This is a genomic window from Mesorhizobium sp. M0598 (genome assembly GCF_040320865.1).
GTDB lineage: Bacteria > Pseudomonadota > Alphaproteobacteria > Rhizobiales > Rhizobiaceae > Mesorhizobium.
The window spans coordinates 74,023-91,894 of record NZ_JAMYQL010000027.1 but is presented as its reverse complement, the minus strand read 5'-3'; the positions used below and the strand labels follow the sequence as shown (position 1 = coordinate 91,894).

The following is a 17,872-nucleotide window of genomic DNA, read 5'->3' as shown; positions in this document are numbered from 1 at the left end:
AGCGCTCAGCAGGCGGCGCCAGGTCAGCAGGACACGGCAGCCAACACCGCCGCGCCAGGCCAGGTGAAAAAGACCGACGAAGGTTGCTGATTGGCACATCGGCGCAGGTTGGGATCACCAGTGTGTGGCTGGCCAGCTTCCCCTGACCACCGCCTGAACTCACTCGGCTGGCGAGCAAGTTGCCGCCAGCCGAGCATCAGTCCAGGAACTCTGCGCGTGATTGGGCTCAATGGCGAGATCAAGCGGCGCACCGAGGTCGTCGGCATCTTGCCCGACGCTATCGTCCCTCGTAGGCGCGCTCCTGCTCGAGCAGAACGACGAATGGGCCGTCCAGCGCGCCAGATACATGACATTGGAAACCATCAGCCAAATGAGCGATGATCCGCTCATCAGCCTGCCAGCGGTGGCACGCTACTCGCCCCGGCTACACCACCACATCCTGGGACACGATCTGAGAATGGGTTTAGCCAAAGACTTGTCTCATGTTGCGCTCACATTCAATTGTCCGGATTGCTCCTATCCGGCAGTAAGGAAAGGTTCTACACTAAGAACGATCGCGCACTTCAGATGCCACGGGTGCAACGCCAAGGTGCGGATCACTTATCAGCAGAAGCTAGCAATCTTCGAAAAACACAGGCTATCGGCCGCCCAGGGGGCGTTGCGACAACTCAACTCTGCTTTGCGCTAAGCCTAGGCGGCTTCGCCTAAGGGTCAAGCGCGGCATTAAGCGGTGGCGGATGCGGCGGCCTATGCTGGCGCTTTGGAAAAGGTTTCGGGATCCGACACGCCAAAGATTGTCTCCGCAGCGACAGCGTCAGCGACCACGAACGGCTGGGGACCGTCGGGCGCTGGCAGCTCAAGGAACAAGTCGCTTTGCCAATCATTGGGTTCCAACGGGCCGAACGTAAACAGGTTTTCAACATGGGAGAAGACAAGTTGCGAGCGACTGAAGGAGGGCAGGTCCAAGTTTTAGCCGATGAACCGGCATTGCGCAGGCACAGGCGCGCGAGCTGACCGAAATGATCGCACCGACTATGCATCAAGATCGAGAGCACATACACGACCAGAGCAACGGAACCACGGCTGGTTGGCTGTCGAGGGCGGTGTCAGCTTCTTCCTGTTCCTCCCACATTGTGATGCCCACCCGGCTTTCGTGACCGCTATCGTCTAACCCATTTGCCGTCGGTCTCTCTCTCGAAATCCTTGTCGCCCTGTCTGCTCGGATCACCGGACCCCCGAGCAGGCGGCTCGGAAGCCAGCCAGGACGATTGTGTCGCCATCCTTCTTGTCCATGGCGCCAGCAGTGTTTTCCGCTGCACTCATCTTCCAAGTTTCTAATGCAAGATTTTGAATGAGCGTGTCGCTCACAATCGGTGACGGAATGTAGAAAGCCCGCGCCTCCGGAGAGACGACGCGAGCTGCGAGCTGACTCTGCGGAGGCACGGAAGCTGAAGTCTAGTCAGAACGAGCCGAGAAGCCGCAATCGTCCGGCTAAAAACCGAATCGAATATCGGCCCAGCAGCATAACCATGGAACCTTTCGAAGCCGCATGCCTTGTCCCTTCCTTATAGAAGGAGATGCGAAATGAGCCTTGATATAGGAAAGGTCGCCATAGCGTTGCTTGGCCTGCTTGCCTACAAGAATAGGGACAAGATCGGCGAGTTGATCGCTGGTAGGAAATCGACAGATCCCAACGCTAGCGCTGGCTCCCCTGGCGGCCTCGGCGACATCCTGGACCGTCTCAGAAATGCGGGTGCGGGCGATCAGGTTGATTCGTGGGTAAGTAAAGGATCAAACCGGCCCGTTCAGCGCGATCAGGTTGAGAAAGCAATCGACCCGCAAACATTGAGCGATCTGGCTGAGCAAACCGGATTGTCCCATGACGAACTTCTCGACCGGCTCACAAGAGAATTGCCCGACGCGGTGGACAAGCTTACGCCCGACGGCCAAATGCCCGCGGGCAACGGTCCAGATCTCTTGGACGAGGTACCAGGAGCTGGCCGTACTTAGCGCCATCTGCGACAAAGCAGGCTGAAACTAGGAGACGCCGGCTTCGGGGCCACGACCTGGCAGCAATGTGTGAGGGAGAAGTTGCTGGCCTTCACCGCGGGTTCCAAGGCCTATCGCAAAAAGTCCCGCCGTACATGCCAGGACGGCGGGACCGATCGGAGCGCCTTTGCACCGGGCATGGGGGATGCGGGGGCGGAATTGCCCGGTGCGCGCGTACCGTCCAGGAACGTTAGGCTCTCACCGGCAGTGCGTCCACCAACCGACGGTTGGAGCGACAACGAAGAAGATGTCGATAGCCGTTCGTCATCATCTCATCATCCAGCGGGGGCGCGCAAGATCGGCCCGACTTGGCGCGTCGGCGGGCGCAGTGGACCGGGCCGCCGCCCGATGCTCACAGACGGGCCGATCAATGGCTTCCGGCTCTATGGAAGATGCTCTTGCCGACCCTCAAGCCGGGCGACATCGTCGTCATGGCCGTCCGGCACGCCGTCAGCAACGCCGGCGCCAAGCTCTTCTTCCTGCCGAAATACTCGCCAGACCTGATCCGATCGAGATGCTCCTCGCCAAACCAAACACGTGCTGAGAACGGCCGCCAGACGCAACACCGACGCCGTCTGCGAGCATCGGGAAAATCCCGACACTCTCACATCAAAGGAATGCGCCAACTCCTTCACCGAGGCCGAGTATGCCGCAACCTAATCATCACGCTCTAAGCACGGCATGGGTTATGGCCGAGTCCGTCACGCGAACTCAATCCTCCCTGAATGCCCGTTGGATTTGATCTGCCAGAGGTTTTACGAGGTAAGACAGCATTGTGCGGCTGCCGGTCGAGAAGAACACCTCGACAGGCATACCGGGCGACAAGGTCAGGCCCTTCAGCCTTGTAAGCTCTGTGCGCGGCAGGCTGACACGCACAGTATAGAAGCTCGCGCCGTTTCGCTCATCGATGCTGAGATCGGGGGAGATCTCACTGACGACACCATTCAGCTCAGGCGTTATCCGCTGGTTGAAGGCCGAAAGTCGCAACGTTGCGCTCTGCCTTGGCATCAGCTGATCGATGTCTTGCGGTGCCACACGCGCCTCGACCGTCAGATCGTCTGTCACAGGGACAATCTGCATGATGAGCTCTCCCGCGGATATGACGCCGCCGACCGTATGCACGCCAAGCTGATGGACCACGCCAGTTTGCGGGCTGCGTATATCGATACGCTTGAGCTGATCTTCGGCCGAGACCTTTTGCTCGACCAACTCGGCGAGCTTTGCCTGGACGTCACGGAGCTCGGTTGCCACCTCGCTGCGCAAATCCTGGCCGATCTGAATGATCTGCAAGCGGATTTCGGATGTATGGCCCTTCGATTGCGCGATTGCGGCAGTCAGCTTCCCATGTTCGCCTTCAAGCCGGACTGCGTCACGCTCAAGTGTCGTTATGCGATCGATTGAAACCAGCTTGCGTTCCCAGAGCTTGCGCATGCCGTCGAGCTCAAGCCCGATCAATTTGATTTCCTGGCTTTTAGCATCCCTTTGCTCGCTCAAGCCGGCGACTTCTTCGGCGAGCTGAGCAATGCGCTCTCTCAACTGAGCCTTCTGGCCAGCGCGTGCCTGGCGACGAAATTCGAACAAGGACTGCTCGCCGGCCATCGCACGCCGGATCTCAGGATCGTCCTGCCGCGACGTCAGCGAAGATGGGAAGGCGATGGTGTCCGTGCCATCGCGCTCGGCTTCGAGGCGGGCCAGACGGGCCTCGAATTCGTCCAAGCTCTTGGTGACCATGGCTAAATCGGCCCGGGTCACGGTTTCATCGAGACGGATCAAAACCTGGCCCGCCTTCACGGCGTCGCCTTCTCGCACGAGGATCTGACCGACCACTCCACCCGTTGGATGCTGCACCTTTTTAACGCTGGAATCGACGACCAGCCTTCCCGAAGCAATGACGGCTCCAGAAAGCTCCGTGACCGCGGCCAGGCTTCCGGCCCCGCCAACCAGGAGCATGCAGACCGCGAGGCCGCCGAACAGATAGCGTCGAATGGTCCGGTCGATCGCCGATGCCGCGTGTTGCGTCATCAGTGTGTCGCCTCCTCAGGGCCGGAGACGACCTTCAGGGGAACGCCGCCCGAACGGGTTACCTTGCTCAAGACCTCATTCTTGGGGCCAAACGCCTGGACACGGCCGTTAGCCATGACGAGTACCTGATCCAGGCTTGCAAGCGCGCTCGGCCGATGGGCGACCACGACAGCAATGCCGCCTCGCGCCCGCACGCCCTCAATTGCCGCCGCCAGCGCGGCCTCCCCTTCGGAATCGAGGTTGGAATTGGGCTCGTCCAAGATAACGAGGAACGGATCGCCATAGAGTGCCCGTGCGAGCGCAACCCGCTGTCGCTGGCCCGCCGAAAGCGCCGACCCGGCCTCGCCGATCCGCGTTTCGTAGCCTTCCGGCAGATGGACGACAAGGTCATGAACGCCGGCCGCGCGCGCAGCCGCCAGTATCTTGTCCGAAGAGGCTTGAGGTTCGAAGCGTGCGATGTTCTCGGCAATGGTGCCATCGAACAGTTGCACATCCTGCGGCAGATAGCCGACATGGTTGCCCAGTTCTTGCGGCAACCACTGGTCGAGCGTTGCTCCGTCCAGCCTGACGGTCCCGCGGGCTGGAAGCCATATCCCGGCTATCGCTCTGACAAGCGATGATTTTCCGGACGCACTCGGTCCGACAATGCCAAGGCCGGCACCCCTTTCTAGCGCGAACCCGACATCCTGCACAACCACACGACGCTCGCCGGGTGGCGTGACACAGATGCTTTCTACCGCAAGAGCAGATACAGGTGCCGACAGCGAGACACTCGTGGCAATTTCAGGAAGCAGGGCCAAAAGCTGGCTCAGCCGGGTCCATGCCTGGCGAGCACTGACGAAACCCTTCCAGTGGGCGATAGCCAGTTCCACCGGTGCGAGCGCCCGGCTCATCATAATCGAACTGGCGATCATAATACCGGCTGTCGCTTCTTGATGAATGACCAGATAGGCGCCGATCGCCAGTATACCCGACTGCAGCATCATGCGCAGGATCTTCGAGATCGTGCCGAGCGTCCCAGCCAGATCGCTGGCTCTTGCGTTCGTGTTGAGAAAGTCGGCGTTGACGCTTGACCAGCGCTCGGCGATGCGCGCGCCAAAGCCCATCGCCTGCAGAGCCTCTGCATTGCGACGCGTCGCCTCCGCAAGCGTATTGCGCGCTGCCGCCTGGCTGTTTGCCCTCTTCACAGGCTCCCTGGTGCGAACTTCGGCAAGCACAGTCAGGCTAGAGAGAATGATAGCGCCTGCCAGCGCCGTCACGCCGATCCAGAGATGGAACAGGAAGCATATTGCCAGATACAGCGGCATCCAGGGCAGGTCGAAAAGCGCAGTCGGACCAGTGCTCGACAGAAACGAACGCACCTGGTCAAGATCCCGCAACGACTGAAGGCCGTCGCCTGGGAGCTTGGTGCGCAGGGGCAAACGCATAAGGGCGGCATAGACTTGCCCGCTCAATCGCGCATCCAAAGCCATCCCGATGCGCACAAGCAACCGCGACCGGATAAGCTCAAGAACGCCTTGGAAAATGAACAGCATGCCGGCAAATACGGCAAGCCCGACAAGCGTCGGCACACTGCGGCCGGGTACGACCCGATCATAGACCTGCAGCATGAAGAACGAGCCGGTCAGCGCCAGAACATTGACGACGCCGCTCATCAGGGCAATTCCAGCGAACGCGCGGCGGAAAGAAGCCAAAACCGCAGCGAGGGTTGTTCGTGGCGGCTCGGACGAATGGGAATGCGACATCGCCTTCACATCAGTTCAAGTTCAGTCCCGGGCGCAAAGATCGTGCCCGCAATCAGGCTTGTTTACACATCTCCATACCGCAGCCAGCGTCAGGTTTTGCGCCTAGATATGCCAATCGTTCAGCGCGTACGCGTGGATGTAGTCGATCTGCATTTCCGCAGGTGTCGCAAGCCCGTCGGCGGGCGCTCCCGCGAGGCCACCAACCGCCAGATCGACCAGCATATACATGGGGTCGTGCATATCGGAAGGCGTTGCGGCACGAGCAACTTCGACGTCGTCGAAATACCAGACGAGTTCGTCTTCTGTCCACAGCACTCCGTAAGTGTGGAACCCTTCGGTATCTGCGGCATAGGCCGTCGAGGACACTGTCGTATGAGTTCCCGTCTCGTTGGAGTGGCTTGTCAGAATGAGCTTGTTTGGATCCTGACCGAGCATTTCCACGACGTCCAGTTCCGGTGGCCAGGAGCCGTCAGCCGGGAGAAGCCAGAAGGCCGGCCATACACCTTGCTTTTCGGGCATGTCAGCCCGAATTTCGAAATAGCCGTAGGTTTGTGCGAAGGACTCATAGGTCGTCAGCAAACCTGACGTGTATTTGTAATCGTTTATGTAGGGCTGGATTGCCGCGGGAGCCCGGGCGGCGGTAATCGAGAGAACACCGTCCTCAACGCTGAACGGGCTGACGGAACGCGTCGGGGCATAGTTGGTATCGATATACCATTGAAGCTCCTTGTTGCTCGTGAGCGAGCTGCCGTTCGCGGCGCCCCACCAGAAGTTCGAGTCCCAGGTGCCGCTCGAGCCATTCCACAGGTCGAGCGTGTTGAACTCGTCCGAGAAGGTGAGTTCCAGATGCGACCTGTCTAGGGCCAGATCGAACTGGCCTGGGTTGAACTGGTCGATGGTCTTATTGGCGAAAACGAGAAACTCGTCATCGGACAGGTTAAGTCTGACGTTCGCCCCCGACTGGACCATGTTGGCGTGCACATCCTCGAAGGAGGTGAAGCCGAAGCTCCCGACGCGCGCGGTATCATCGGCGCCAAAGTCGAGGATCAGGTCACTGCCGTTGCCGGGGGTCACGACGAAAATGTCCGCACCGGATCCGCCCTTGAGAACGTCATCGCCCTGCAAACCGTCGAGCGTCTGTTGGCCGGAGCCGCCGGTAATGATGTTGTTTAGCTCGTTTCCGAAAGCATAGTGTTTGTCGCCGGTGACCGTCAGGTTCTCGAAATTCGCTGGGAGCTTGTAACTCATCCAGGTCGAGATGGTGTCGACACCCTCGTTGGGCAGCTCGACCGCCTTGTTTTTGGAGGAATACAGATAATAGATGTCATCGCCCTTGCCGCCGTACATCGTCACGGTGACGCTACCGTCGGCGTACATTGAGTCGTTGTAGATGCTGCCATAAAGTGTCGGGCCGGAATTCGTCGCCGAATACCACTTTACGGAGGATCCGCTGTAGGGGAGTGGAACACCCTTGGCGTTCAGTACGTTGGCCATTTTGGTCCTTTCTCCTCTTTCTCGCCTCGATATCGGGCCTAACACCTATTGAGAGCAAAAGGAGCCATTACCATTTAGCCTTCGAGTTTGGAGGGTTACCAAAAGCTTAATATTCAGCGGAGCCACTTGCCGCGGGGGCCGCCTCACCCCTTCAAGGGCACAAGGCGTGGCACCCGGCGCCTGCCGCTCTCCTTCGGCCGGTCGCAATCTTAGACGTATGGCCGTTGCGCACGACGCAAGCTTGTTGTCAGGTGCATGACGCGGTGCGTCAAATGCAGCTTTGGCGATGGCGGGCGCGCTGCATTGTTGATATTGTCCGCACGGAACAGGCGCGCAAATGACACCGGATTCAGAAAAGGCCGAGGCGGTCGAGCAGTTGCTTGATACACCTGACCTTGCAACCGCACTGGAAAGCGAACAGTTCAAAAAATTCCTTGACCAGGTGCCGATCGCCATTGCCGTTGCGAACCTGGCCGCTGAGGAGCGCGTAGTCTACGCCAACCCGGAATTCGAGAAACTGTCAGGCCTGACGGCCGCCAGGCTCACACGAGCAAACTGGGCAGCCCTTTTGGGCAAAGGCCTCCACGAGCAGAAGAACCGGCCACTTGCCGAGGCCGTGGTCGAGGAAACCGATTTTGTCGGCACCTACCGGCTGGAACGCAACGAGGATAAGCCGACGATCGTCGACGTTTATTCCAATGTGATCGAGGACGACAACGGCAAGATGTGCTTCCGGCTGGTGGCGCTGGTCGACGTATCGGCCCATGGCGAGGCGGGAGATGAGCGCTCGGTTGAGGAGCTTGTCAGCGAGAAAGACACACTGCTGCGCGAACTGCAGCACCGGGTAAAGAACAACCTGCAGATGATCACCGCACTGATCCGGCTGGAAAGCCGCAACGCGACCGAGGCCGACCGGAGACGGTTTGAGCGGCTTGCCGGTCGCGTCGACGCTCTGGCGATCCTCTACCAGACGCTAACGGCCGACGAGCCGAAAGAGGAGGTCGATCTTGGCGTCTATCTCAGCCAGATCGCGTCCGCGGTGATGAGCTCGCATGCAGTCGAGGGGATCCGCCTGGATATGAAGGTGGATACATATCCCGTGTCAATAAACGTCGCCATGCCGGCGGGACTGGTCGTCAACGAATTGCTGACCAATTCACTAAAGCATGCGTTCCGGGGGCGCGACGGCGGCACGATAACACTGCACAGCGTCGTCGATGGCGACGGCTGCCGGGTTATAGTGGCGGACGACGGAATCGGCCTGCCGGAAGGCGAGACGTGGCCCAAGCCAGGCAAGCTCGGAGCGCTGATCGCGCGCTCGCTGACCGAGAACGCCAAGGCGCAGTTCGCAGTCGACTCTAGCGCCAGCAAAGGGACGAAGGTGACCATCATCTTCAAACGATCGGCGGCAGCAAGCTAAACGATTGCCGTCGAACATGGCAGGCTGGCGGCTGGCTTCATGTCGCGGCTTTGGGCAGGTGCCTGCAAATAGGCCCGGACGCGCCTCGCGGCCTGCTTCACATGGTCGAAATCTTCAATCGAAGAGCCGCCAGCTGCATTCCGCGGGAGAAGCAGGATGGAGTAAGCCGGGCGTTTCCCTCGCTTGGCTGGTCCAGCGTGACCGGCTTCAAGACAGCGGCAGGTAGCGCAGCGAATATTCTCCAATCAGCTCCATTGTTCGCCAACAAGACTGCTTGTTCGCGCAACACCATTTTTCTGGACTTACGCAGCCCGGGACCTGAGCGGAATTTACACCATTGCGGTCGATTGGCCGATGCTCGCCAAGCCTTGACAATTGTTCTATGCTCTCCTTGGCACGCTTGGTGGTGATTGCGACACGGAAGGCTGTTGTCCTGTGGGGGGTTCGATGTTCGAAGTCGTCGGAGACTGGCGGAAAACGGGCTCGAGAAGCTGGTTAGCCCTAAACACCCTTGGCTTGATCATCGCGCTGTCGGTGCTGTTTTTACCCGGACTGGAAAGCGCGAATGCACAGACGAACTGGACACTTGATCCAACCGCTTCGGTGCTCACCTACCAGTCGGTCAAGAAGAACACGATCGTTGAAACCAACAAGATCAGGAACATCGCCGGCACCCTTTCTTCGACGGGTGAGGCCAAAATCACATTCGACCTCAATTCAGTCGATACCGGCGTCGACCTTCGAAACGTCCGCATGCGGTTCCTTTTCTTCGAGACATTCAAGTATCCGGCCGCCGAACTGACCGCAAAAGTGGACCCTGCGGCGTTTGCCGATCTTGCGACGAAGCGAAGGATGAAGGCAGTGCTTCCATTCCGACTCAACCTGCACGGGGTCGACAAGGATCTCGAGGCCAATGTCGTCGTGACCTTGATCAGCGACAGCATGGTTTCCGTCGCTTCGGAAGCCCCCGTCGCCGTGCATGTCGAGGACTTCGGACTGCTGCCGAATGTCGACAAGCTGCAGCAGGCCGCCAATGTGGCCAACATTGTTCCGACCGCTTCGGTATCGTTCGATTTCGTGTTCAACGCCGATGGTAGCAAGCCCGCGGCCGTCCAGACCGTCGCGGCAAGCACCGCCGACGTCGGGCCTGTTGCCACTGATGCTGCGAAGGCGAACTTCAGCGACGAGGAGTGCCTCAACCGGTTCGAGGTGCTCTCTCGCACCGGAGCCATCTATTTTCGGCCGGCGAGCGCACGGCTCGACACCCAAAGCCGTCCGCTACTGGAGGAGGTCGTTGGCGTCGTCGGCAAGTGCCCGGGCCTGAAGGTGGAGGTTTCCGGCCACACCGACTCCGATGGGTCGTCCGCCGCCAACAAGCTCCTGTCGGAGCGGAGGGCCCAGGCCGTAGCTGACGCCATTGTTGCCGCAGGTATTGCTCGCACGCAGATCATGGCGATCGGTTATGGCGAGGAGCGGCCGGTTACTGGCAACGACACGCCGAAGAACAAGGCGCTCAATCGGCGGATAGAGTTTTCCGCCACCAAGCTCGTCAACTGAGGAAGGGCCTTTGTTCCGGCGGGGCTTCGATCTGATTGCTTGGTTTATTGGTGTCCTAGGCGCGATCGGGCTGGTGATGCTCTCGCTGTTGTTGACCTTGACGGCGGCCAACGCCGAACGTCGTGCTGCTCTGGTCCTTGGCAACTCCCAGTATCAGCATGCGCCGGCGCTGACCAACCCGGTACACGACGCGCAGGCTGTTGCCGAACGTCTCAAAAGCCTGGATTTTGAAGTCGTCTCCGGGTTCGATCTGACCAAATTGCAGACCCAGACGACCATTGCGCAGTTCGCAAAGCAGGTTCGCGGCGCCGACATTGCCCTTTTCTTTTACGCCGGCCACGGCTTGCAGGTTTCAGGCAGCAACTACCTGCTTCCGGTCGATGCCGCACTGGAAGACGAGACCTCGCTCGACTTCGAAGCGGTGCCGGTGGATTTCGTTTTGCGGCAAATGTCGCGCGAGACCAGCATAAGGCTGATTTTTCTCGACGCCTGTCGCGACAATCCCTTGGCCGAGGTGTTGGCAAAGACCGCAGGCGTCAAGGGAGCGAGAAGTGGCCTTGCCGAAATCCCGATCGAGAATGGCGGCACTGGCACGCTGGTCGCCTTTTCCACCAGTCCCAATCAGGTCGCCTATGACGGATCGAGCGAACACTCGCCGTTCACGTCGGCGCTGCTTGCCCATATCGGGGCCTCGAACGTCTCCATCACCGACGCAATGAACAGGGTTACCGCCGACGTGTTCAAAGCAACGGCCGGCAAACAGCGCCCGTGGATCAATGTCTCGCTCACCACCGAGGTCGTGCTGCACAAGGTGGATCTGAACGCGCCACTGATCGTCGGTGAGGCGACCGCTCCGCAACAACCGCAAGGCGCCTCGGGCGGGCGCAACGCCGCCGCAAATCCGTCTGGCGCTGACGATGCCCAGCTTGCGCTCAATGTGCTGCGTCAGAAAATCCCGAGACTGGCTTCGGACGAGCCGATCTTTTTCGACCAACCTGTCGATTTCGGAGATCCAGCAATCGACGGCAAGAGTATCGCCGAGCTGATCACAGGCAAACCACTCTTCACTCCCGTGGAAGGGCTCGACAAGGCGGTGTGGGAGGGCAAGCACTGCAACGGCTGTCATGAGTGGAATGAGGATCGGCTATGCGAACAGGCGAAAAATTTCGCCGCCAACGATGTCTCCGTTCTACGCCTGCAACATCCGCTTGGGACACGCTTCAAGGTGGCGCTGGCCAAATGGGCGCAAGGCGGCTGCAAGTGAGATCTGGGCCCTTCGGTTCGAAAACCCCTGGTCAAACAAGACCATGGAGCTGCGTCTATTGGAATGGTTCGGGTCTAATACGCATCAGCCGATTGGCGCTGCGCCTCGATCTCGGCCAACTGCAGGCCCATTTCGACAAAGGCGGAGAGAACGGCAAAGCGGTCCGCCAGTGCGACGCGCGCCAGCCCTGCTAGAACACCGGCATTGACTGCATGGGCGGCAGGATGTCGCTGCAAGGCCGTTGGCGCGGCTGCGCCGACGACAGATCCGGCAACGCCAAAACCATTGTCACGCCATTCCGCAGCCAAGGCAATCCAGGCGCCCGGCGTAGCCGGCGGGGTTGCCGCAGCCTCGCTTACTGCGGCGCGGTGGCGGGGACTGTCCGGTTCGCTGACCCAGTCGCGAACAAGCGCGAGCAGCTCTTGATCTGTCTTATCGAGCAGCTCGCTCAGATGCCCCAGGCATTCATGGGCCCACCAGACCGCAGCCCGATCAGGAAGCAGGTAGGCACAAAACGTGATCGCCTCTTCGGGAATGGGCCCGGCGAGGAGATCGCGGCAAAACTCGATCGAACGCTGCTCGGTTGGAAGGGCTCTCATGTCTCTGGCGACAGCGGGACAAGCCACAAAAAGATCCCGTGCCGTTTTGAATCGGAGCCCATTGGCCATGACGCCACGCCTTCATCGAGGACCAGTCGGTACTCAAGCCCCCGGCGTGGCGCCGGTCAAGTCTCAACTCGTGGGGACGGGAGATCGGCCGACACAGCCAGGCTCGGCGTTTATTGACAGACAAACGCGTGGGAATGTGGTATATTCACGGTTGGTAATATCGGATGCTCAACAGGAGTAACCGCTATGCGGTGGGCCAGTTCACCCTTGGTGTTGGCGGTCGTGGCTTTCTCGACCCATGTTTCCGCCGACCCTGTCCAGAAATCAGAAGACATCGTCAAGTTTTTTGCTGGCGCGGCCGACCTCGGCAAGTCTCGGGGGATTTGTGTCGGCACGGAGGAGCAGTGTAAGAGCAAGACCAAGGCAAAAGAGGGGCCGGCCGACAAATCCAGTCTCGACATGCTGATCAATTTCGGGCTGGATTCGGCCGAACTCGACGCGACCGCACGCGCTGAACTCGAGGAGTATGCCAAGGCCCTGAAGGACAGCCGGATCAGTACTTTCCACTTCGTCGTCGAAGGCTACACCGACGCTTCCGGTCCGGCGCACTACAATGAGCGGCTGTCGCAGCGACGAGCGCAATCGGTGACGTCCTTCCTCACATCCAGTGGCATCGAGGCTGACCGCATCAACGCGATCGGGTTGGGCGAAGCGCATCCGCGTAGCCCGAATCCATACGACGCCGTCAACCGCCGCGTGGAAATGCGTATAAAGGCCGAGTAGCGTACGGATGCCGCCTGAAACTGTGCAGCAGTGCGTCAGGAACTGAGTGGCAAGCGCAGCGGCAGTCAGGCGAATAGGCTTGGAACGACCCCGGTCAGTTCTTGAGCACGCCGCCCACCACCACACCGGAGCCGAAGAGCAACGCCTTGGTCAGGAAGTCGTTATCCTGGGGCGGCGGAGGATCGTCCCGCCGCCCCACGGTCTTGCGGAAGCGCCGTTTCTGAACGACCTGCTGTTGTTTGCGGGGTTTCTGCGCCACCGGCCGCTGGGTGCGGACCTTCTGCGCAACCTGCTTTTTCGGCTGCGTCGTACGGGCTTGATCGGCAGTATATCCGGCACGCACGGCTTCCATCGTCGGATCTGTCCGAACCACGAGGAATGCAAGTTGCTCGCGCGGCAGATAGGTGGTCGGCCGGAAGACCATTCTTGGCTTGCCAGATGCCGATCGCCCGGCGGGTCTGCGGACCTATGTTTCCGTCGATGCGGCCAAGTTCGTTGCCCAACCCCTCGATGCGCAGTTGCAGGTCGATGCGGCTTTGGCGGTCAAGACCGATCGCACTTTCTGTCAATTCGGTGCCCGCTGTTTGCTTACCTGGTCCGAAACGCCGACCGATGTGCGCACCGCAGAATCCGAGCTGGCATTCGCCTGGTCCTCATCGCGCGCCGCGATCTGTTAGTTTTGGGCTTTGGGCGTGTTCAACTTATCGATGCTCAGCCGCGCCACAGTGGCGAAGCGACCGTTCGGAAACTGGTCGATAATGAGCATGAACCCAACGATGGGGTGGTGCTGACCAATGCCCGAAATTCGAATATCGGCGGGCTGGCCGCCTTCGCGACGGGCATCGTGTCGTTTCTTTCGCCCTGCATGCTGCCGCTGGTGCCGGGCTATGTTTCGTATGTCGCCGGTCGACGCAAGGGATGCGGCGCCGGTTGGAAGGCCCGCTTATCGGCGGCGGGATCGAGCCTCTATTTCGTGCGCGATTGTACCGCTTGAGTATCCGTCGTCGCTACTCTATATGATGCGTGATGATTGATGCGCACCAAGGAGGGCGATATGAGAACGACACTGGCGATCGATGACGACGTCCTGGTCGCGGCCAAGGCCATGGCCCGGCAGCAGGATCGCAGCCTCGGCGAGGTCATCACCGATCTCGCCCGGCGCTCGCTGCGCCGCCCGCAAGCCGGCGGCGAGCGCAACGGGATACCTCTGCTGTCGCCTCGGCCGGATGCACCTCCTGTCACGCTTGAGACGGTCAATGCCTTGCGTGACGAGTTGCTGTGACCTTCCTGCTCGACGTCAATGTGCTGATCGCGCTGATCGATCCTGGCCATGTCGCCCATGACGACGCCCATGGCTGGTTCGAAGTGACCGGTCATGCCGCATGGGCTACCTGCCCCATTACCGAAAACGGCGTCCTGCGCATCGTCGGAAACCAAAAATATCCTAATTCTCCCGGCTCCCCTGCCGTCGTTGCGCAAATCGTCACCAAGTTGCGAGCCCTGCACGGGCACAGCTTCTGGTCCGACGATGTGAGCCTGGTTGGCTCCGGCGACATCGATGCGGCGAAAATCCTGACCTCGGCACAGGTCACCGATACCTATCTTCTTGCGCTCGCCAAGGCGCATGGCGGCCAACTTGCGAGCTTTGACCGCAAGCTGTCGGGGGCGGCGGTGAAGGCCGGGAAGACTACACTGCACTTGATCCCCACAAGGTAGACCGCGGGGCTCTTTCTGTCAGGGTACATACCGGCAAAGGATCAGCCGTTGGTGGCCTTAGCCGGCGTGAAGGACAGCTTCTTCGAGGCGGAGATCTTGGTGGTCGCGCCCGTCGACGGGTTGCGGCCCTCGCGTTCAGGTGTTTCCTTCACCTTGAACTTGTCGAAACCGGGCAGGCTCGGCTCAGCACCGCCATCGGCCGCATCAGCGATGAATTCTCTCGCTTCTACTCGAAAATAGCCGGCCATTCTTGCAGAACGTGACGAATACAACCGCCGTGGCGTAAGTGATCTTGGCCACGGTTCGATAGTGCGCAGACCAGAAAAACATCTGCTAACAAGGTCGAAGTATAGCACTCGTTGGACGGAAAACCGTCGTCTGCGTGCACCGAAGCGGTCACGATTTGCCGCGCCATGCACAGGTTCAAAGCGCATTCTGAACAGAACTCAGCATCGCCGTGATCGCCTGTTTGTACTTTGCGAACTCGGGCGACGTCTGCCGGACCTCCGTGGTGGTCGTCGTCTGCTGGCCCGCCGTGGTTGTGGCTGGGCTCAGCTTGCGACCCATCTTTCTTTCGGCCCAGTCCGCGACATAGCTGGCGGTCTTGCCCGTCAGAAAGGGATTGGCCTGAATGACGGCTGACCCGAGCACGGCGCTCAATTGCGCGGAACCCGATGCCGACAGCACCTGATGCGCGCCCTCCATGCCGAGAAAGTGGCAGAGATAGAGCCGGCCGGCTGTGATCTGGTGGCCGCGCGCCCGAAGATAGGCTTCGCCTTCTCGCGCCAGATTGCGAACCATCTCGCGCGAGATCGTGGCGTCATATCGCAGGGCGAGCAGGTCGGCAGTCGAGAGTGTGCGTGCAAGTTCGGGGCGGTAAGTGTTCATCATCCGGATCCAGGTCTTTGTGATGAATTGGCCGGCGCCGGTCGCTGAAGAATTTGGGTTCTTGGCACGGGCGCTGCCGCCACTTTCGACATGAACGATACGGTCGGTGAGCGTTTCCACGGCGGAAAGATCCGAAGCGACCGCGGTAACCGTGCCCAGTGGGTCGATCGCCGCGCCATTCTGATAGAGTTCGAAATGCAAATGCGGTCCGGTCGAAAGGCCGGTGGTGCCGATATAGCCAATGATGTCGCCAGCCTTCACCTTGCTGCCGACGCCGCCCTCGATTGCGAATTTCTGCATATGCGCATAGCGCGTCTCGCGCCCGCTTCCGTGCGAAATTTTGACTAGATTGCCGTAGCCGCCCCCATCGCCCTGGAAGCTGATTTCGCCATCGAAGGCGGCTGCGATCGGCGTGCCGACCGGCGCCGCCCAGTCGACGCCCTTGTGGATGCGAACGGTGCCTAGAATTGGATGCTTGCGCGGCCCGAAGGTCGAGGTCAAGACCCCGTTGACCGGTGTGACCATGCCATTGGTGACCGTCAGCGAACGGACCTGATCGTCGCCTGTCACGCATGCAAATTGGCCATCACCCTGCTGGAAGACGAAACAGTCGAGACTTTTTGTCGTGCCCTGGACACCAACATACAGCACGCGGCCGGCGCCTTCGTCCTTGCCGCGCGGCGTCTGAGAATAGATCAGCACAAGACGCTGGTCCTCGCTTGCAAAGGCATCCAGATCCTGGCCTCTCGACAGATACATGATGGCTTCGCCGATCACGCCGGTTGGAACGCTGTTGCGTGCCGCAGTCGAGTAGATCGCGTCGAGCAGACGATACTGCCTTTTGTGGCCGCCTTCTGCCGGCGCGCCCGAGTAGTTGAACAGGTCTTCGCGTACCCAAGGGTCAACGCCCGATACCAACACGCCCGCGGCATTACGCGTCAGCGTACCGACAAAGACGTTCTTGGCGTAGATCGACACCTGCATGAGGGACATCGTTGTCGTCTCGCGGTTGGGCCGGTATCCACGCATGGCCACGACATAGCCCGGTTCCAGGCCGTCCCGGCCGAAGAGGGCCTTCAGCGCCTCGCCTGCCTGCTTGGCGTCGTCGGCGGAGAAATGTGCATCGAGCGCAACGCTATCCAGACTGCGATCGTTGAGGATCTTCACGAACGTGTCTTCCGTCGCCTCAAACCGCTGATATTCGTTCGTCACAGTTGCGACGCTGGTGTTGTTTTCGATCTGGGTCTTCTGGAATGCGGGAAGGGCTGCGTCGCCTGCATCGATTGTTTCACCCCAGCCGGCTTCGGGATCGTCGGTGTCGGCCTGTTGATCCGAAGCCGGCGCGGGCTCACCCGCGCCAGGAGATGGCTCAAGATCGTTCTGCAGATCGCTGGAGGGCGCGGGGGCGGTCTTTCGTTGCGCCTGGAAGAATGCAAAATCCTCCTGCGTCGACGGTATCGTCGTCATGAATTTTTCGCTGGCGCTAAGCATGACGTCGGACAGGATCTCGATCTGTGGCGAAACCCCTGCCGGGTCGAGTTCTGCCGGACGCGGAATCACGCGGCCTTTCGTTGCTGCGCCGTTATCGGGTGCGAGCGTGATCCACATAGGGTCCCCCGCCAGGCCGATAATCGCAGGCACATAGACAGATGCATCGGCCGGCACATCATCGGCTCCTTCTACCGCGCGCAACTCCTCGTCTTCGTCGCCAAATGACCAATAGTCCGCGGTGAGGTAGAAGCCGACGGCGATCGAACAGAGGAAAATCAAGGCCAAGCCTGCAATGAGCCGGCGCCAAAGTGCGCGCCGGCGAAGGGCGGCGCGCGCCTGCCTTTTCTCCTTGAAGCTGGTGTCGATAGCGTGCGTCACGGACTGCTTCCGGTCAGGAAAAACGTCCACCGCACCTGTTCAAGCGTATCGACTTCAACAAATCGCGCGGCGATATGGCCGCGATGCCAGCATTCGTCGATGCCGCGTATCGAGAAACGTCGCCGCTCAATGCACATTTCGGTCGATCCGGTCAGGATCGCATGGCCGAAAACGTCAGTGGCGTAGAGGTAGATGTAGCGGTTCGTCAGTTCCTCGCGGATGACGTTCACGCACTGATTTGCGCCGATGGTCCACCAGCCATCGGTCTGGTCGGCATTATCGACCTCCTGGCCGACGGCGAGGTTGACGACGTCGAGCGTCTGATTGCACACCGTGAATTCGGCGCGCGCTTCGTTGCATGAGAGCACGGCCAGCAACGCGGCGGCCGAAACGACCGCAAGCCTCATGCGACCCCTCGAGGCAAGCAAGGTCCGAAGCCGACCACGCTGCTTTACGG

The 17,872-nt window shown here is 60.1% G+C and carries 16 protein-coding genes and 2 pseudogenes; 10 read left to right on the top strand and 8 right to left on the bottom strand.

What is annotated here, in order from left to right:
• Positions 1-225: 225 nt before the first annotated feature.
• Both NKI59_RS26165 and NKI59_RS26160 read left to right on the top strand, forming a co-directional pair.
• Positions 226-409 (top strand): annotated as a pseudogene (locus tag NKI59_RS26165) (IS256 family transposase); the annotation flags it as partial.
• Between the two features lie 1,175 nt (positions 410-1,584).
• Positions 1,585-2,010 carry a YidB family protein gene (locus tag NKI59_RS26160; RefSeq protein ID WP_352592850.1) on the top strand — a complete coding sequence of 142 codons (426 nt, stop codon included), beginning with the start codon at positions 1,585-1,587 and terminating at the stop codon, positions 2,008-2,010.
• A gap of 750 nt (positions 2,011-2,760) precedes the next feature.
• On the opposite strand, the gene NKI59_RS26150 is transcribed toward NKI59_RS26160, so the two are convergent.
• From NKI59_RS26150 to eglC, 3 genes are all read right to left on the bottom strand, one after another.
• A complete protein-coding gene (locus tag NKI59_RS26150; RefSeq protein WP_352625385.1) occupies positions 2,761-4,071 on the bottom strand; it encodes an HlyD family type I secretion periplasmic adaptor subunit in 1,311 nt (436 codons plus the stop codon).
• The gene (locus tag NKI59_RS26145; protein ID WP_352625386.1) at positions 4,071-5,816 is read right to left on the bottom strand and encodes a type I secretion system permease/ATPase; all 1,746 of its coding nucleotides are present in this window, start codon (positions 5,814-5,816) and stop codon (positions 4,071-4,073) included. The genes NKI59_RS26150 and NKI59_RS26145 overlap by 1 nt, the downstream gene beginning before the upstream one ends.
• A gap of 102 nt (positions 5,817-5,918) precedes the next feature.
• Positions 5,919-7,310 (bottom strand): endo-1,3-1,4-beta-glycanase EglC, encoded by a 1,392-nt coding sequence (eglC, locus tag NKI59_RS26140; RefSeq protein ID WP_352592841.1) that lies wholly within the window; start codon positions 7,308-7,310, stop codon positions 5,919-5,921.
• 337 nt (positions 7,311-7,647) lie between these two features.
• On the opposite strand from eglC, the gene NKI59_RS26135 reads away from it, so the two are divergent.
• The 3 genes from NKI59_RS26135 to NKI59_RS26125 all read left to right on the top strand — a co-directional run bounded on the left by NKI59_RS26135 (position 7,648) and on the right by NKI59_RS26125 (position 11,551).
• Positions 7,648-8,730: a histidine kinase dimerization/phosphoacceptor domain -containing protein gene (locus NKI59_RS26135; RefSeq protein ID WP_352592838.1), complete on the top strand. Its 1,083-nt coding sequence runs from the start codon at positions 7,648-7,650 to the stop codon at positions 8,728-8,730.
• 447 nt (positions 8,731-9,177) lie between these two features.
• Entirely contained in the window at positions 9,178-10,287 is a 1,110-nt protein-coding gene (locus NKI59_RS26130; protein ID WP_352592835.1) for an OmpA family protein, read from the top strand.
• A 10-nt stretch (positions 10,288-10,297) separates the two neighbouring features.
• Positions 10,298-11,551, top strand: coding sequence for a caspase family protein (locus tag NKI59_RS26125; protein WP_352592832.1), 1,254 nt, complete (start codon positions 10,298-10,300; stop codon positions 11,549-11,551).
• Between the two features lie 74 nt (positions 11,552-11,625).
• Here the strand turns inward: NKI59_RS26125 and NKI59_RS26120 are convergent, their stop codons facing one another.
• Positions 11,626-12,219 carry a DUF6931 family protein gene (locus NKI59_RS26120; RefSeq protein ID WP_031212167.1) on the bottom strand — a complete coding sequence of 198 codons (594 nt, stop codon included), beginning with the start codon at positions 12,217-12,219 and terminating at the stop codon, positions 11,626-11,628.
• A gap of 186 nt (positions 12,220-12,405) precedes the next feature.
• Between NKI59_RS26120 and NKI59_RS26115 the strand changes: the two genes are divergently transcribed.
• Complete coding sequence (locus NKI59_RS26115; RefSeq protein ID WP_031212166.1) at positions 12,406-12,942, top strand: OmpA family protein; 537 nt, start codon at positions 12,406-12,408, stop codon at positions 12,940-12,942.
• A 161-nt stretch (positions 12,943-13,103) separates the two neighbouring features.
• Here the strand turns inward: NKI59_RS26115 and NKI59_RS26110 are convergent, their stop codons facing one another.
• On the bottom strand, positions 13,104-13,445 hold the full coding sequence (locus NKI59_RS26110; RefSeq protein ID WP_352625390.1) for a peptidoglycan-binding domain-containing protein: 342 nt from the start codon (positions 13,443-13,445) through the stop codon (positions 13,104-13,106).
• On the opposite strand from NKI59_RS26110, the gene NKI59_RS26105 reads away from it, so the two are divergent.
• From NKI59_RS26105 to NKI59_RS26090, 4 genes are all read left to right on the top strand, one after another.
• Positions 13,374-13,619, top strand: coding sequence for a hypothetical protein (locus NKI59_RS26105; protein WP_352625392.1), 246 nt, complete (start codon positions 13,374-13,376; stop codon positions 13,617-13,619). The two genes, NKI59_RS26110 and NKI59_RS26105, sit on opposite strands and share 72 nt — an antisense overlap.
• Before the next feature lie 107 nt (positions 13,620-13,726).
• The gene (locus NKI59_RS26100) at positions 13,727-13,936 is read left to right on the top strand and encodes a hypothetical protein (protein WP_502898346.1); all 210 of its coding nucleotides are present in this window, start codon (positions 13,727-13,729) and stop codon (positions 13,934-13,936) included.
• A 60-nt stretch (positions 13,937-13,996) separates the two neighbouring features.
• Positions 13,997-14,224 (top strand): CopG family transcriptional regulator, encoded by a 228-nt coding sequence (locus NKI59_RS26095; RefSeq protein ID WP_352458399.1) that lies wholly within the window; start codon positions 13,997-13,999, stop codon positions 14,222-14,224.
• Positions 14,221-14,658, top strand: coding sequence for a TA system VapC family ribonuclease toxin (locus tag NKI59_RS26090; RefSeq protein WP_352625387.1), 438 nt, complete (start codon positions 14,221-14,223; stop codon positions 14,656-14,658). The genes NKI59_RS26095 and NKI59_RS26090 overlap by 4 nt, the downstream gene beginning before the upstream one ends.
• 41 nt (positions 14,659-14,699) lie before the next feature.
• Here NKI59_RS26090 and NKI59_RS26085 read toward each other — a convergent pair.
• From NKI59_RS26085 to NKI59_RS26075, 3 genes and pseudogenes are all read right to left on the bottom strand, one after another.
• Positions 14,700-14,870: pseudogene (locus NKI59_RS26085) on the bottom strand (HU family DNA-binding protein); the annotation flags it as partial.
• A gap of 211 nt (positions 14,871-15,081) precedes the next feature.
• Positions 15,082-17,415, bottom strand: a complete 2,334-nt coding sequence (locus tag NKI59_RS26080) for a M23 family metallopeptidase (RefSeq protein WP_352592822.1) — start codon at positions 17,413-17,415, stop codon at positions 15,082-15,084.
• Positions 17,412-17,822: a DUF1036 domain-containing protein gene (locus NKI59_RS26075; RefSeq protein ID WP_352592819.1), complete on the bottom strand. Its 411-nt coding sequence runs from the start codon at positions 17,820-17,822 to the stop codon at positions 17,412-17,414. Before NKI59_RS26075 ends, NKI59_RS26080 begins: the two co-directional genes overlap by 4 nt.
• Positions 17,823-17,872: the final 50 nt, after the last annotated feature.

Coding starts and splice junctions, on each gene's coding strand:
- NKI59_RS26160 (WP_352592850.1), top strand. CDS start 1,585: ATGAGCCTTGATATAGGAAAGGTCGCCATAGCGTTGCTTGGCCTGCTT.
- NKI59_RS26150 (WP_352625385.1), bottom strand. CDS start 4,071: ATGACGCAACACGCGGCATCGGCGATCGACCGGACCATTCGACGCTAT.
- NKI59_RS26145 (WP_352625386.1), bottom strand. CDS start 5,816: ATGTCGCATTCCCATTCGTCCGAGCCGCCACGAACAACCCTCGCTGCG.
- eglC (WP_352592841.1), bottom strand. CDS start 7,310: ATGGCCAACGTACTGAACGCCAAGGGTGTTCCACTCCCCTACAGCGGA.
- NKI59_RS26135 (WP_352592838.1), top strand. CDS start 7,648: ATGACACCGGATTCAGAAAAGGCCGAGGCGGTCGAGCAGTTGCTTGAT.
- NKI59_RS26130 (WP_352592835.1), top strand. CDS start 9,178: ATGTTCGAAGTCGTCGGAGACTGGCGGAAAACGGGCTCGAGAAGCTGG.
- NKI59_RS26120 (WP_031212167.1), bottom strand. CDS start 12,219: ATGGCCAATGGGCTCCGATTCAAAACGGCACGGGATCTTTTTGTGGCT.
- NKI59_RS26115 (WP_031212166.1), top strand. CDS start 12,406: ATGCGGTGGGCCAGTTCACCCTTGGTGTTGGCGGTCGTGGCTTTCTCG.
- NKI59_RS26095 (WP_352458399.1), top strand. CDS start 13,997: ATGAGAACGACACTGGCGATCGATGACGACGTCCTGGTCGCGGCCAAG.
- NKI59_RS26075 (WP_352592819.1), bottom strand. CDS start 17,822: ATGAGGCTTGCGGTCGTTTCGGCCGCCGCGTTGCTGGCCGTGCTCTCA.